The sequence below is a fragment of the Hyphomicrobium sp. 1Nfss2.1 genome (assembly GCF_965243865.1).
Classification (GTDB): Bacteria; Pseudomonadota; Alphaproteobacteria; order Rhizobiales; family Hyphomicrobiaceae; genus Hyphomicrobium_A.
In genome coordinates this window covers 2,489,095-2,501,695 of the sequence record NZ_OZ251603.1, presented here as the reverse complement: position 1 = coordinate 2,501,695, position 12,601 = coordinate 2,489,095, and the positions used below count along the sequence as shown (strand labels likewise).

The following is a 12,601-nucleotide window of genomic DNA, read 5'->3' as shown; positions in this document are numbered from 1 at the left end:
AACTTGAAGCGGCAGGCGACGATTTCCCGCAAGACCAAGGAGACCGAGATCACCGCGACGGTCGATCTCGATGGCTCGGGCACGTTCGATATCTCGACTGGCGTCGGCTTTCTGGACCACATGTTGGAGCAGCTTGCCCGCCATTCAATGATCGACATCACCCTCAAGGCGAAGGGTGACCTGCACATCGACTTCCACCACACCACCGAGGACGCCGGCATCGTCCTGGGCCAGGCTGTGGCGAAGGCGCTCGGCGACAAGAAGGGCATCACCCGGTATGCCGACGTGCACCTGCCGATGGACGGCACGCTGACGCGCGTCGCGGTCGACATCTCGGGCCGGCCGTACCTGGTGTGGAACGTGGAGTTCACGCAGCCGAAGCTCGGCGAGATGGACACCGAATTGTTCCGCGAGTGGTTCCAGGCGTTTGCGCAGAACGCCGGCATCACGCTGCACGTCGCCAACCTCTACGGCGACAACAACCACCACATCGCCGAGACTTGCTATAAGGGGCTCGCGCGTGCCCTTCGCGCTGCCAGCGAAGTCGATCCGCGCCAGGCGGGCCGCGTACCCTCGACGAAGGGCACGCTCGCCTGTTGACGAACTTTCTCGTGTGAGGCCGTTACGTGGTCATCTACACCGTGCATGAGCCGCCGAACGCATCGGCCAATCGGCTGGAGAGCGCCGAGCAGCTGCTGTTCGTGAAGGACGGCTTTTCATGGCTGGCGGCGTTGTTGCCGGCCGTCTGGCTGCTGTGGAAGCGGATGTGGCTGGAATTGATCGTCTTCATAGCGCTGGCCGGGCTCATCGTGTGGGTGTTCACGGCGCTAGGTGCGCCCGACCTCGGTAACGGCATACTGTTTGCGATCCAGGTCCTGTTCGGCTTCGAAGCGGGGAACCTCAATAGCGCGTCGCTGGAGCGGCGCGGTTGGCCGCTGGTGGGCACCGTGTCGGGCAACTCGCGCGAGGACTGCGAACGGCGCTTCCTCGAAGTGTGGCTGCCGACGCACACGGAGATTCCCGCTGCGCCGGGTGTCGCCAAGAGGGCGGATGTTCCGCCTTCCTGGATGCAGACCGCCATGGCCCAGGCCAGAGGCATGTTCAAGCGCGGGGATCGCGCACCGGCTGGGACTGAAGCTTAGAAATGCAGCGCGTTGCCATCATCGATTACGGCTCGGGAAACCTTCACTCCGCGGCCAAGGCCTTCGAGCGCGCCTCGCGCGAAAGCGGTGCCGATGCCGAGATCAGCGTTACGAACGATCCGAAGATCGTCGCCGCGGCGGATCGGGTGGTGCTGCCGGGTGTCGGCGCATATGCCGACTGCAAGCGCGGGCTGGAAGCCGTTGCGGGCATGCGGGATGCGCTGGAAGAGACGGTGCGCGGCAAGGGGCGGCCGTTCCTCGGCATTTGCGTCGGCATGCAACTGATGGCGACTCGCGGGCTCGAATTCGAAGTGACGCAGGGGCTCGACTGGATCGGCGGCGAGGTGCGCCACATCGAGCCGAACGATGCGAGCCTGAAGATTCCGCACATGGGCTGGAACACGCTGACGGTGATCACGCCGCATGCGCTGCTGGCGGATATCCCGACCGGCCCTCAGGGGCTGCACGCCTACTTCGTGCACTCGTATCACTTCGTCGCAAATGATCGCGCCTCGGTGGTTGCCGAGACGGACTACGGCGGGCCGGTGACGGCGATGATCGCCCGGGACAACATGGCGGGCACGCAGTTCCACCCGGAGAAGAGCCAAACGCTCGGGCTGAAGCTGATCGCCAACTTCCTGAAGTGGAGGGTGTAGTTTTAGCGGTACTCGCTCCGTGATGCCGGCCGAACGCCGGCGCTTGCGCAAAGCCTCGCCAATGAAAATGGCCCGATCCGGGGGAACGGATCGGGCCGGGCGCCTCACGCAATACCGGAGGGGGAGACTTGGACTGAGATACGCGAACTGAGAGAACGCAGGGACGCGGGACTAGGGGACGCAACAGCTACTAGAGACGCAAACTCAACAAGCTTCGGCGAGGGGCAGCTCCTGCTGATCGTCGACGAAAGGTTCGGGCATCGGGAAGGCGATGACATTGGTGTCGCCACCGGTTTCGACGCCGGCGCGCCGCTGGCGGAACCAGCGCAGCGCGGTGTTGGTCATCACCGCCTCATCGCGGGTCGCCTGGATGAGGAGGCCGTCATCGGGGTCGAGCATGCCGCGCAGCTGCGCCTCAATCTCTTCCTCGCGGGCGTCTGTCTTCACGTACCAGGTCTGCTCGAGCGGGCGGGCCCACGAATGACCGAGAGCCATGATCTGCTGCGCAAGGATGTGCTTGTTCCGGTGCGGCTGGGCCAGGTCGTAGGAGATGATGAGGGTGCGCATAGCGGTGTCTCTCTGAGCTGGATCTGTGAGGGGAGAGACGCGATACTGGGGTCTGATTGCGCTGCATTTGCGGCGCTGCGAACGTAGGGAGAACATCGCACGATTCAGTGGCGGTGTCCAGCATTTGTTCTCCTGCTGTTCCACGTTGTTCTACTCGCAGCAGTGCCATTCGAAGAGCGAAAGCTGCCCCTGATGGCCGTCGCGCGGGTGGCGCTGGTGGGGGCCGAAATCGACGCGATCCATCAAGCCCGGATAGCGTTCCTCGAACACTTCGAGGGCCTTAGCGCGGGCGGCGGCGAAGCGCACGCCTTCCCAGATTTCATAGAGGCGACGCGGATCGCAGCCATAGCGGCGTACGAGGTCCTTGCGTCGGATGCGCAGCCAACGGGCGATCCAGATGTCGACGGCGTCCGCCTCGGTGAGCGGACGGCGGGCGAGCGCGTGAGGAACGCTATTGAGGAACGCAACGGCCATGGCAGTGACTTGGGTGGTCGCTCTCGCGGTTACTAGGGTGGGTACGTGGCCTTGACTTATCCGGCCACAAAACTTCTATCGCGCACAATAACAGCGAACTGATGGCCGGCATCCCAATCTGGCCTGCGAACCCGACAGGAAGCCACCGCAAGTGATCCTCTTTCCCGCGATCGATCTCAAAGACGGCACATGCGTTCGCCTGAAACTGGGCGAAATGGACGCCGCCACGGTGTTCAATGACGATCCGGCGGCGCAGGCGCGCAGCTTCGAGGAACAGGGCTTCGAGTACCTGCACATCGTCGACCTCAATGGCGCCTTTGCCGGGAAGCCGGTGAACTCGGCGGCGGTCGATGCGATCCTCGATGCGGTGGAAATGCCGGTGCAGCTCGGTGGTGGCATTCGAGACATCAAGACGATCGCGAACTGGATCGACAGCGGCGTCGACCGCGTGATCTTGGGCACCGTTGCGGTGCGCGATCCCGAGCTAGTGCGGCGGGCCTGTGTTGAATATCCGGGCCGGATCGCGGTCGGCATCGATGCCAAGGGCGGCAAGGTGGCAGTGGAAGGCTGGGCGGAGACGTCTGAGCTCACCGCGGAAGAACTGGCCAAGCGCTTCGAAGATGCCGGCGTGTCGGCGATCATCTACACGGACATCGAGCGCGACGGCGTGCTCAAGGGGCTCAATCTGGAAGCGACCGCGAAGCTCGCGCGCTCGACCAGCATCCCGGTAATCGCGTCGGGCGGGCTTGCCTCCATCGAAGATGTGAAGGCGCTGCTGCGGCCGGAGTATGCGATGTTAGAGGGTGCGATCAGCGGACGGGCTCTTTATGACGGGCGTCTCGACGCGCGTGAAGCGCTGGCGCTACTTGCCGCCGGAGCGGGAGGCTAGCCGGGCTCCGCAACGCGCGGTAGCCTGCTTTCTCAGATGGCCCGGGCCGGTGCATGACATCGCGTGAAACGATCACCAAAGAACGTGCGCTTGAAGTCGTCCTCGCTGCCGAGGCGGCCTGGAACCGACGTGATCTTGGCGCTCTGCGCGAGATCTATACCGAGGATCTGACATACTTCTCGAATTGGGGTGGCGAGAATAATGGTCCCAGGACCATCACGGGCCGGCAGGCCTATCTCCTCCGCCTCGCCGGCCTACGAGATACGAGCGACATCGACATCAAGCTGGTGAGCTTCAGCCTGTCGGGCAATCTAGCCAGAGCGAACTTCGCGTTCACTTGGCGCGATCCAGGATCGAGGATGACCCATCGCGCCACCAGCCGCAACGTCATCGTATTCTCGGGCGACCGGATCTGCAGGCTCGAGGTCTATCAAGACGCGGCCGCAATGATTACATTCGCGGCGCTGCTCAAAGGGCGACAGCAGCCCGGACCGAAATAGTTCACGACGAAGGCTAAGCGACAGATGACACTCAAAACCCGCATCATCCCCTGCCTCGACGTGAAGGACGGCCGCGTCGTCAAAGGTGTCAACTTCGTCGACCTCATAGATGCCGGCGATCCTGTCGAAGCGGCCGCGGCTTACGACGCTGCCGGCGCTGACGAGCTTTGCTTCCTCGACATTACGGCGAGCCATGAGGATCGCGACAACATCTTCCACGTGGTGGAACAGACGGCCGAGCGCTGCTTCATGCCACTGACCGTGGGTGGGGGTGTGCGTACGATCGAAGACATCGGCAAGCTGCTCAATGCGGGCGCCGACAAGGTTTCGATCAACACGGCGGCGGTCAAGAATCCGCAGTTCGTCAAGGAAGCGTCCGAGAAGTTCGGCGCTCAGTGCATCGTCGTCGCCATCGACGCCAAGCGCGTGTCACAACAGGATGAGGCGCCGCGGTGGGAAATCTTCACGCACGGTGGGCGCACGCCGACGGGCATCGACGCCATCGAATTTGCCAAACAGGTGACCGAGCTTGGTGCGGGCGAAATCCTGCTGACTTCGATGGACCGAGACGGAACGAAAGCCGGCTTCGATCTGGAGCTGACTCGGGCAATCTCCGACGCGGTGACTATTCCGGTGATCGCGTCAGGCGGCGTCGGCAATCTCGATCATCTGGTGGAGGGGATCACGCAGGGCCGCGCGAGTGCAGTGCTCGCCGCGTCGATCTTTCACTTCGGCACGTATACGATCGGCGAAGCCAAGAAGCACATGGCCGACGCGGGCGTCGCAGTGCGCCCCGCTAGCTGAGCGGCGCTGCTCGTCATCTCAGGCTGCGCAGGTGTGCCGCTGCGCGCACTCCATCAGCACCGCGCCAAGCTCGGCCGCCGGAACGGGACGACCGATGTAGAAGCCTTGCGCGCGCTTGCAGCCCGCACGCGTCACCGTATTCAGCTCGTCAATGGTCTCAACGCCTTCCGCGACCGTGCCGATGCCCAGGTCATCGGCGAGACTGGCGACGGCGCGGACCATTGCTGCGTTGTCGCCATTGCCCGCAGGATGGGCGCGCACGAGCGCGCGATCTATTTTCACCTTGTCGAACGGGAAGGACCGCAACGAGCTCAGTGAACCGGTGGACTGGCCGAAGTCGTCGAGCGTGATACCGACACCAAGCTCGCGCAGCTCATGCAGCATGTCGCACAAGCGACCTTTGTCGCGGCAGAGGAGACCTTCGCTGATTTCAAGCTCGAGCCGGTTGGACGGTAAGCCGGCCGCCGAGAGCGCGCCCTCGACGACGCTTGCGAGATCTCCACTCTCGAACTGCAGTAGTGACAGGTTCACCGTTACAGACAGCTCGCTCGCCCAGTGCGTCGCGTCGCGGCAGGCCTGGTGCAGAACCCAACGTCCGATGTCGACGATCGCACCGGTTTTCTCGGCCACGGGGAGGAAGTCGGTTGGGGCAATCAGGCCGTCGTGTGGATGCGCCCAGCGCAAAAGCGCCTCGCAGCTGACGACATTATGCGAATGCAAGCTCAGGATCGGCTGATAGTGGAGCTGAAACTGATCGCGGCTGAGGGCGGAATGAATATCGAGCTCGAGACGCCGCTGCGCCATGATCTGGCGATTGCTGTCACGATTGTATAATTCGAATCCGCGACGGCCTGCAGACTTGACGTTATACAGCGCGACATCGGCATTCTTCAGGAGTTCATCGGGCGTGCGTCCGTGGACAGGCGCGCGCACGACGCCAAGACTGGCGCTGACGGTGATGACGTTGCCGAGAATGTTGTAGGGCCTGCCAACGGCAGCAAGGACGCGCTTGGCGAGGCGCTCGCACTGCTCGCTACGCCCAGCCCCAGATTGTATGATGGCGAACTCGTCGCCGCCGAGACGGGCGAGAAAATCAGTGCGGCGGATGCACGAGCGAAGGCGCTGCGCAACGGCCTTTAGCAGTGCGTCGCCGATGGGATGGCCGTAGGTGTCGTTGACCTCTTTGAACTCGTCGAGGTCGAGCCAGTGCAGGGCCAGTGTGCAGCCTTTCCCCAGCCCCTTCAAAGCGTGCTCGAAGGTCTCACGGAAATAGAACCGGTTGGCGACGCCCGTCAGTGCGTCGTGGTGCGCGAGCCATTCGATCTTTTCTTCGGCGCGACGCTTCTCTGTGACGTCCTCCTGAATATCGACCCAGCCGCCATCGGCAAGCGGCTGATACGTCACCAGCAACGTGCGTCCGGAACGCAGGTTTTGCACCTGGGTGAAAGACTGGCCCTGCGCCAGCTTGGCAAGGTGCGTCGAAAGCCAATCGGAGAACCGTGCTTCGTCGAGCGTGCAATCGCGGCCAGTCGTCTGGCGCAAGTGATACTGAACAATGTCGCGCAGATGCGTGCCGGGTTGCGTCAGCTCCTCGGGAAGCTCGTAGATCTGCCTGTAGCTCCTGTTGCAGACAATCAGGCGCTGCTCGGAATCGAACATTGAGAGCCCGCGAACCATGTTGTTCAGGGCGAGCTCGAACCAAGCGTTGAGTTGCTCGAGAGTCCGTTTTTGCTCCAGCAGAACGTCGGTGGCGGTTATCTCCGCGGGATCCTGACGCTCGGCGTTCGTTGGACTGCAACCGCAACTGGGTGTGGGTTTCCTACCCATAGAGAATTGTGCCCCTCCACATGCCAGGCTGTGGCCCGTATACGAGGACGATACGCAGTCATCTGTATGCGCCAACTTAAGTGGACGCGCGGCGTTTCAATCAAATGTCGCGATCTGCGTTAAGGAATTGGCTGCCGCAAGACGCGGCTAACCGGTATTTATCGGGCTTCGCGAGCCGCGAATGTTAATGCCGAGCGATTCCTCCAACCTTTGTAGCAATCACATTATGTGTCCGGGCGCTTACCTCAGTCAGGACACGGCGTTTTTGCGTCGAAAAGGCAGATATCGCGAACGAGGCAATCCGGACATTCCGGACACCGCGCTTTGCAAACGTAGCGGCCATGCAGGATGAGCCAATGGTGGGCGTGTAGAGCGAACTCGGCAGGAATTGCCCGAAGTAGGTCCTCCTCGACCTCGAGTGGTGTCTTTCCGCTCGATAGGCCTGTTCGATTTGCAACTCTGAACACATGCGTATCGACGGCCATGGTCGGCTCGCCGAAGGCGACATTCAGAACGACGTTCGCCGTCTTGCGGCCGACGCCGGGGAGCGCTTCGAGCGCTGCCCGATCATGCGGGACGTTGCCGCCGTGGTTGGCGACGAGCTGGCGAGACAACTCGATGACGTTGTGCGCCTTGTTGCGATAGAGCCCGATCGTCTTGATGAAGTCGCGCACTTCATCCTCGCCCAGGCGGACCATCTTTTCTGGCGTGTCGGCAATTTCGAAGAGGGCACGCGTAGCCTTGTTGACGCCGGCGTCGGTAGCCTGAGCGGAGAGCACGACAGCTACCAGCAACGTGAAGGGATTGACGTATTCGAGCTCGCTCTTGGGCTCGGGATCAGCTGCTTGAAAGCGCGAGAACATCTCCTGGATTGCGTCTTTGGAGAGGCGCGTGCGGCTGCGGCCCCGCGTGCGCTTAGCGCTCGTCGCAGGCGGCAGCTTGCCGCGCCGCACTTTACCTTTGGCAGGCTTCGCCGGCGCTTTCGCCGCCGCCGCTTTTGGTTGTCGTTTAGCGGCCTCGCCGCCCTGCCTCTTCATAACTGCCGTTCCCCGCGCTAGGCTTGGCAGATGAGCGAAAACCTCGATCCGAGACAAGCGCCAATCGCGCCGCGCACAGAAACAAGCGACGGCTCGCGCGAGCGTGGCGAATTTCGCGCCGTGCTCTATCCACATCGCTCGCTGGGGCCGAAGGGGTTTCTGGTGCTGATGATCGCCATCGGCAGCGTGAGCTTCATCACCGGCATGGTGTTCTTGATGAAGGGCGCCTGGCCGGTATTCGGCTTTTTCGGGCTCGACGTTGCGCTCGTCTATCTCGCCTTCCGACTGAACTATCGCGCGGGGCGTCTGTACGAGAAGGTCGACCTCACGCCGCAGGCGCTGACGATCACGCGCGTGCATCCTTCCGGCCAGCAGGAAAGCTTCGACTTCAATCCCTACTGGGTGCGCGTGTTCATTGCGGAGGGGCCACAAGGCCGCACCGATCTGCGGCTCGCCTCGCATGGGCGCGAGTTCGCGTTCGCCCGTTTTCTCACCGACGATGAGCGCCGGGAGTTTTCGCACGTGCTGTCGGGGGCACTAGCCGAAGCACGAGCCGCACTGGCCTAAGCGCTGGCGTTCGTTTCCCAAATACCCGGCATTTGAATCAATCCTTCGGCTCAGATCGAGCGTGAAAGCAACTTCGCTCCGCTAACCATGGATCAGCCGGATAAACCGGCATGAGTTCATGCATCGGAGGGACAGATGCGCGGATTATTCGTGGGTGCTTTGGTGGCAGGGCTGGCGCTGACAATGGGCGCTCACTCGGCAGATGCGGGCCGCTACCGGCAGTACAGCAGCGGCGGCGACTGCAAGCCGTACAACGGACCGTTCGGCTTCTATGGCAACATCTGGTGCCAGCCGAGCGAGTCCTCCTACCTTCGGAATCTCGGCGCGCAGTGGCCGCAGAAGACTCCGAAGAGCCTCCGCTATCCGAAGCCGTCGTCGAACTACGAGTGGTAAGAGTGCAGCACGCGGCCGCTCAGCTGAAGCGGCCGCCGCGTTGCAGGACCTCGATCTTGTAGCCGTCGGGATCTTCGATGAAGAAGAACCTTCCGAACGGCTTTCCATCATGCGTCATCTGCTTGATGTCCTTCGGCCCAAGGCCGGCGGACGTGATGCGCGCGTGCTCGGCTTCGAGGTCGTCGACAACGAAAGCGATGTGGCCATAGCCGTCGCCGAGCACATAAGGCTCGGTGCGGCCCTTGTTGACGGTCAACTCCACCTCGAATGGCGATTGCTCGCCCTTCATGTAGATGAGGGTAAAGTCGGGGAAATCGACGCGCTGAGAAATCTCGAGGCCGAACGCCTTGTTGTAGAAGTCGACGCTGCGGGCCTCGTCGAGAACACGCACCATCATGTGGATCGGCTTAGCCACGCGGCCTCCTAGTTTTGCTGCTTGTGCTAGCCCTCGAACGCGAGGTCAGCAGGCGATATCAGAACCCCGAACTGCTGACACCAAATGACGACGCTCGGATAGGCCTTCAGATCCGTCCCCGCGGGGATCGCATATTTTTGGCTGCCCTTGAAGCTGCGAAGCTTTCCGAGATCAACAAATTTTGCGTCTGCCAGATCTGCCGAGGAGCGAACGCCCTGCTTGGGCACAAGGTAGACGTGAAAGTCCGGGCCGGGGCCGACTTCGAAGTCCGGCTCCAGAAACAGAACACCGTCATACACCGTTACGCCCCCCTTGCCGTAATGCACGGGGTCCGACGGGTTGGCGTGGATGAAAGAGCCTTTGGCGAGCCGCGAGGTTTGTTCGGCAGCGGTCAATTGCTCAGTCGCAGGCGGCGGCGGGAAAACGTAGGGGAAAAGGAAAAATCCGAGCGCCGTGCCAAAGGCCGTGCCGAGAACTCCGCCCGCGAGAAAGATCAGTGCTGATCGCCACATGGCGCCCTCCCGGTGATCCAGTGATAACCGGGATACGGGAGGGCGGGAGCGGCTGTTACAGCCAGGGCCGCGATTCAGAGGCCGATGTCTCGAACTTCTCGATCGCCTGCTTCTTCTCGAGCGTCAGACCGATGGCATCGAGACCGTTGAGCAGGCAGTGCTTGCGGAATGGATCGATGTCGAACTTGATGACGCCGCCGTCTGGACCACGGATCTCCTGCTTCTCCAGATCGACCGTGAGCGTGGCGTTGGCGCCGCGGCTCGCATCGTCCATCAGCTTGTCGACTTCGGACTGCGGCAGCTTGATGGGCAGAATGCCGTTCTGGAAGCAGTTGTTATAGAAGATGTCAGCGAAGTCCGGGGCGATGATGCAGCGGATGCCGAAATCGAGCAGCGACCAGGGTGCATGCTCGCGCGACGAGCCACAGCCAAAGTTCTCGCCGGTGACGAGGATCGTCGCCTGGCGATACGCCGGCTGGTTGAGGACGAACTCGGGAATCTCCTTACCGTCCTGGTCATAGCGCATCTCGTAGAACAGGCTCTTGCCGAGCCCGGTGCGCTTGATGGTCTTCAGGAACTGCTTGGGGATGATCATGTCGGTGTCGATGTTGCGCAGCGGCAGCGGAGCGGCGACACCGGTCAAGGTCGTGAACTTGTCCATGCTGGCTTTCTTTCAGCGCCTTACATTCTGAGCCCGTCTGCGAGAGCCTGGAAATAGCCCTCGGCCGAGGCCAAGCGGTCGATATGGGTAGGCTTGCGGCCTGCGACGACGGTTTTCGTCAGCTCCCCTGGCCGAAGCAACTCTAAGCGCCTTTTAACTCCTGCGAGCTTGCGCCCGTCAAGGTGATGCTCGAGAACCTCGACCATTGTTTCGATGTAGCCGCTGATGCGCCCGAGTTCGCGCACGGCCCGCTCACGAGCCGACCGGTCGCGCGGGGCTGCCTCGAGCTGCCTCAGGGCCACGCTGGCGCGATCAAGGGTGGCGGCGATCTTCTCGGAGTAGGCCGCAACCCGCGCCCGGCGGGCGCCGTCGAGGGCGCTAAGGGCCGCAAGCCAGCAGTGCACGGTCTCGGCGATCGAGAGGATACAGCGGGCGTATTCGGCGATGGGCAAGGTGTCGCGCTCCGGGTACGAGGCTAAGCTAGCCCGTTGGAGAGGCGCGGGGATTTTTCTCGTATAACCAACGGAACGGTGCGCAGCCGGCCATTCGTCTACGAATTTTTAACCTAAATTATTCACCCTCCGGTTCAGCGCCAATGGCGATCCAATCTGGACCCTCGGAGATGCGTATGTACCGAGTTCTTCTGGCGACCCTCCTCGCCCTCCTAGCCGTTCAACTGTCTGGCTGCACCGGTTCGCTCCGCCTCGGAAGCAGCGTAAATGTCGTCTCGGCCGACCACCTGCTGGCGCGCGTCTGATCGACAAGAGCGCTCGCGCGCCCGCAGTCCCGGCGGCATCACCGATCGTAATTCTCTGACTGCCTGAGCGTAGTCGCTGTAGACGCTGGCGCGCGCGGCCGCTATTGGCAGCGACAGCAGCGGCCGACAGCGGCTGCCGTCGGCACTCAGGGTTCGACCATGACCACGCCCTCCGGACTGGCAGCGCTTGCCAACGGCGCTGTGCTTTCGCCTTTCACGCAACTGCGGAAGCTGCTGGGTTCGTCTCCAGCCGGGCATCAAGTGCCGATCGATCTGACAATCGGGGAGCCGCGCGAGCCGATGCCGGCGTTCGTCCCGGACAAGCTGGCCGAGGCCGTGGCAAGCTACGGGCAGTATCCGCCGATCCGGGGCACGCAGGCTCTGCGCGAGGCGATCTCGACGTGGTCGGAGCGGCGCTACGGTACCGCCGCGGCGCCGGACGCCGACAGTGAAATTCTGCCGATAAATGGCTCACGAGAAGGGCTTTTCCTTGCTGCGCTATCGGCGGCGGGGCGCAAAAGCGTCAGCGGCCGGCAAGCGGTTCTGATGTGCAATCCCTACTACAGCGCGTATGTGGGCGGCGCCCTCGCGATCGATGCAGAGCCGGTATTCCTCAACGCCACAGCGGAAAGCGGTTTCCTGCCGGACCTGGATGAGCTGGAGCACGATAAGGCGCTGTTAGAGCGCACGGTGGCCTTCTATCTCTGCTCGCCAGCGAACCCGCAAGGCGCGGTCGCGAGCCGCGAATACATCCGGCGGGCGCTCGATCTGGCGCGCGCGTACGATTTCGTCTTGTTCTTCGACGAGTGCTATTCCGAGATCTACTCGGATGTGCCTCCGCCCGGAGGACTGGAAGTCGCGGCGGCGACGCCGCAGCGGTTCGACAATCTGATCGTTTTCAATTCGCTGTCGAAGCGGTCGAACCTGCCAGGGCTGCGGTCGGGGTTTTGCGCGGGCGACAGGCGGTTCATCGAAATTTTTGCGGAGCTGCGCAACATGGTGGCGCCGCAGGTGCCGGGACCGACGCAGTTCGTGTCCGCCGCCGTGTGGTCAGACGAGGCCCACGTTGAGGCAAACCGGGCGGCGTACCGGGCAAAATACGATGTCGCCGACCGCATTCTGGCGGGCAAATACGGTTACCAGAGACCGGCTGGCGGTTTCTTTTTGTGGTTGGATGTCAGCAAGTTTGGCGGTTCCGCTCAGGCAACAGTAACCTTATGGCAAGGCGCAGGTGTCAAGGTGATCCCTGGTGCCTACCTGGCGCAAGCTGGGCGCAATGGGATCAATCCAGGAGCAGACTATGTGCGCCTGGCGCTGGTTCGCGATGCGGTGACCGTCGGTGAGGCACTCGAACGATTAGTAGTAGTACTTGCGTAGCGTAGAGTACGTTCGAAATGCGT

At 62.4% G+C, this 12,601-nt stretch carries 18 protein-coding genes; 10 read left to right on the top strand and 8 right to left on the bottom strand.

All coding sequences use genetic code 11. From position 1 onward, the window contains the following. Positions 1 to 3 precede the first annotated feature (3 nt). From hisB to hisH, 3 genes are read left to right on the top strand one after another with little or no spacing between them, the layout of a single operon-like run. Entirely contained in the window at positions 4 to 600 is a 597-nt protein-coding gene (hisB, locus tag ACP15D_RS12180) for an imidazoleglycerol-phosphate dehydratase HisB (RefSeq protein WP_424957759.1), read from the top strand. A gap of 26 nt (positions 601 to 626) precedes the next feature. Beyond that, positions 627 to 1,142 (top strand): DUF2628 domain-containing protein, encoded by a 516-nt coding sequence (locus tag ACP15D_RS12175; RefSeq protein WP_424957758.1) that lies wholly within the window; start codon positions 627 to 629, stop codon positions 1,140 to 1,142. A gap of 2 nt (positions 1,143 to 1,144) precedes the next feature. Next, complete coding sequence (gene hisH, locus ACP15D_RS12170) at positions 1,145 to 1,798, top strand: imidazole glycerol phosphate synthase subunit HisH (RefSeq protein WP_424957757.1); 654 nt, start codon at positions 1,145 to 1,147, stop codon at positions 1,796 to 1,798. A 204-nt stretch (positions 1,799 to 2,002) separates the two neighbouring features. Here the strand turns inward: hisH and ACP15D_RS12165 are convergent, their stop codons facing one another. Beyond that, positions 2,003 to 2,365, bottom strand: coding sequence for a hypothetical protein (locus ACP15D_RS12165; protein WP_424957756.1), 363 nt, complete (start codon positions 2,363 to 2,365; stop codon positions 2,003 to 2,005). 150 nt (positions 2,366 to 2,515) lie between these two features. Continuing rightward, the gene (locus tag ACP15D_RS12160) at positions 2,516 to 2,839 is read right to left on the bottom strand and encodes a hypothetical protein (RefSeq protein ID WP_424957755.1); all 324 of its coding nucleotides are present in this window, start codon (positions 2,837 to 2,839) and stop codon (positions 2,516 to 2,518) included. Positions 2,840 to 2,990: 151 nt separating this feature from the next. On the opposite strand from ACP15D_RS12160, the gene hisA reads away from it, so the two are divergent. The 3 genes from hisA to hisF are packed head-to-tail and all read left to right on the top strand — an operon-like array spanning position 2,991 to position 5,032. Further along, positions 2,991 to 3,728, top strand: a complete 738-nt coding sequence (hisA, locus tag ACP15D_RS12155; RefSeq protein ID WP_424957754.1) for a 1-(5-phosphoribosyl)-5-[(5-phosphoribosylamino)methylideneamino]imidazole-4-carboxamide isomerase — start codon at positions 2,991 to 2,993, stop codon at positions 3,726 to 3,728. 53 nt (positions 3,729 to 3,781) lie between these two features. Continuing rightward, positions 3,782 to 4,228, top strand: coding sequence for a nuclear transport factor 2 family protein (locus ACP15D_RS12150; protein ID WP_424957753.1), 447 nt, complete (start codon positions 3,782 to 3,784; stop codon positions 4,226 to 4,228). A 24-nt stretch (positions 4,229 to 4,252) separates the two neighbouring features. After that, entirely contained in the window at positions 4,253 to 5,032 is a 780-nt protein-coding gene (gene hisF, locus ACP15D_RS12145) for an imidazole glycerol phosphate synthase subunit HisF (RefSeq protein ID WP_424957752.1), read from the top strand. 18 nt (positions 5,033 to 5,050) lie between these two features. On the opposite strand, the gene ACP15D_RS12140 is transcribed toward hisF, so the two are convergent. Together ACP15D_RS12140 and nth are read right to left on the bottom strand one after the other, a co-directional pair. Further along, on the bottom strand, positions 5,051 to 6,859 hold the full coding sequence (locus tag ACP15D_RS12140) for a putative bifunctional diguanylate cyclase/phosphodiesterase (RefSeq protein WP_424957751.1): 1,809 nt from the start codon (positions 6,857 to 6,859) through the stop codon (positions 5,051 to 5,053). A gap of 245 nt (positions 6,860 to 7,104) precedes the next feature. Beyond that, positions 7,105 to 7,896 (bottom strand): endonuclease III, encoded by a 792-nt coding sequence (gene nth, locus ACP15D_RS12135; RefSeq protein WP_424957750.1) that lies wholly within the window; start codon positions 7,894 to 7,896, stop codon positions 7,105 to 7,107. 30 nt (positions 7,897 to 7,926) lie between these two features. On the opposite strand from nth, the gene ACP15D_RS12130 reads away from it, so the two are divergent. After that, on the top strand, positions 7,927 to 8,463 hold the full coding sequence (locus ACP15D_RS12130; RefSeq protein ID WP_424957749.1) for a DUF2244 domain-containing protein: 537 nt from the start codon (positions 7,927 to 7,929) through the stop codon (positions 8,461 to 8,463). Positions 8,464 to 8,598: 135 nt separating this feature from the next. After that, positions 8,599 to 8,856 (top strand): hypothetical protein, encoded by a 258-nt coding sequence (locus tag ACP15D_RS12125; RefSeq protein ID WP_072370116.1) that lies wholly within the window; start codon positions 8,599 to 8,601, stop codon positions 8,854 to 8,856. Between the two features lie 19 nt (positions 8,857 to 8,875). Here ACP15D_RS12125 and ACP15D_RS12120 read toward each other — a convergent pair whose 3' ends face one another. Genes ACP15D_RS12120 through ACP15D_RS12105 form a run of 4 tightly spaced genes read right to left on the bottom strand, consistent with a single transcriptional unit; the run spans position 8,876 to position 10,896 of the window. Then, complete coding sequence (locus tag ACP15D_RS12120; protein ID WP_424957748.1) at positions 8,876 to 9,271, bottom strand: VOC family protein; 396 nt, start codon at positions 9,269 to 9,271, stop codon at positions 8,876 to 8,878. A 26-nt stretch (positions 9,272 to 9,297) separates the two neighbouring features. Beyond that, complete coding sequence (locus tag ACP15D_RS12115; RefSeq protein WP_424957747.1) at positions 9,298 to 9,783, bottom strand: DM13 domain-containing protein; 486 nt, start codon at positions 9,781 to 9,783, stop codon at positions 9,298 to 9,300. 55 nt (positions 9,784 to 9,838) lie between these two features. Then, a complete protein-coding gene (gene leuD, locus ACP15D_RS12110) occupies positions 9,839 to 10,444 on the bottom strand; it encodes a 3-isopropylmalate dehydratase small subunit (protein WP_424957746.1) in 606 nt (201 codons plus the stop codon). 20 nt (positions 10,445 to 10,464) lie between these two features. Then, complete coding sequence (locus ACP15D_RS12105) at positions 10,465 to 10,896, bottom strand: hypothetical protein (RefSeq protein ID WP_424957745.1); 432 nt, start codon at positions 10,894 to 10,896, stop codon at positions 10,465 to 10,467. A gap of 176 nt (positions 10,897 to 11,072) precedes the next feature. Between ACP15D_RS12105 and ACP15D_RS12100 the strand changes: the two genes are divergently transcribed. Together ACP15D_RS12100 and ACP15D_RS12095 are read left to right on the top strand one after the other, a co-directional pair. After that, positions 11,073 to 11,201 carry a hypothetical protein gene (locus ACP15D_RS12100; RefSeq protein ID WP_424957744.1) on the top strand — a complete coding sequence of 43 codons (129 nt, stop codon included), beginning with the start codon at positions 11,073 to 11,075 and terminating at the stop codon, positions 11,199 to 11,201. A 159-nt stretch (positions 11,202 to 11,360) separates the two neighbouring features. Then, a complete protein-coding gene (locus ACP15D_RS12095; protein ID WP_424957743.1) occupies positions 11,361 to 12,578 on the top strand; it encodes an aminotransferase class I/II-fold pyridoxal phosphate-dependent enzyme in 1,218 nt (405 codons plus the stop codon). Positions 12,579 to 12,601 lie beyond the last annotated feature (23 nt).

Bases quoted from the DNA above. Each gene is read 5' to 3' on its own strand.
- hisH (WP_424957757.1), top strand. From the start codon at position 1,145: ATGCAGCGCGTTGCCATCATCGATTACGGCTCGGGAAACCTTCACTCC.
- ACP15D_RS12165 (WP_424957756.1), bottom strand. From the start codon at position 2,365: ATGCGCACCCTCATCATCTCCTACGACCTGGCCCAGCCGCACCGGAAC.
- ACP15D_RS12160 (WP_424957755.1), bottom strand. From the start codon at position 2,839: ATGGCCGTTGCGTTCCTCAATAGCGTTCCTCACGCGCTCGCCCGCCGT.
- ACP15D_RS12150 (WP_424957753.1), top strand. From the start codon at position 3,782: ATGACATCGCGTGAAACGATCACCAAAGAACGTGCGCTTGAAGTCGTC.
- hisF (WP_424957752.1), top strand. From the start codon at position 4,253: ATGACACTCAAAACCCGCATCATCCCCTGCCTCGACGTGAAGGACGGC.
- ACP15D_RS12140 (WP_424957751.1), bottom strand. From the start codon at position 6,859: ATGGGTAGGAAACCCACACCCAGTTGCGGTTGCAGTCCAACGAACGCC.
- nth (WP_424957750.1), bottom strand. From the start codon at position 7,896: ATGAAGAGGCAGGGCGGCGAGGCCGCTAAACGACAACCAAAAGCGGCG.
- ACP15D_RS12130 (WP_424957749.1), top strand. From the start codon at position 7,927: ATGAGCGAAAACCTCGATCCGAGACAAGCGCCAATCGCGCCGCGCACA.
- ACP15D_RS12125 (WP_072370116.1), top strand. From the start codon at position 8,599: ATGCGCGGATTATTCGTGGGTGCTTTGGTGGCAGGGCTGGCGCTGACA.
- ACP15D_RS12115 (WP_424957747.1), bottom strand. From the start codon at position 9,783: ATGTGGCGATCAGCACTGATCTTTCTCGCGGGCGGAGTTCTCGGCACG.
- leuD (WP_424957746.1), bottom strand. From the start codon at position 10,444: ATGGACAAGTTCACGACCTTGACCGGTGTCGCCGCTCCGCTGCCGCTG.
- ACP15D_RS12100 (WP_424957744.1), top strand. From the start codon at position 11,073: ATGTACCGAGTTCTTCTGGCGACCCTCCTCGCCCTCCTAGCCGTTCAA.
- ACP15D_RS12095 (WP_424957743.1), top strand. From the start codon at position 11,361: ATGACCACGCCCTCCGGACTGGCAGCGCTTGCCAACGGCGCTGTGCTT.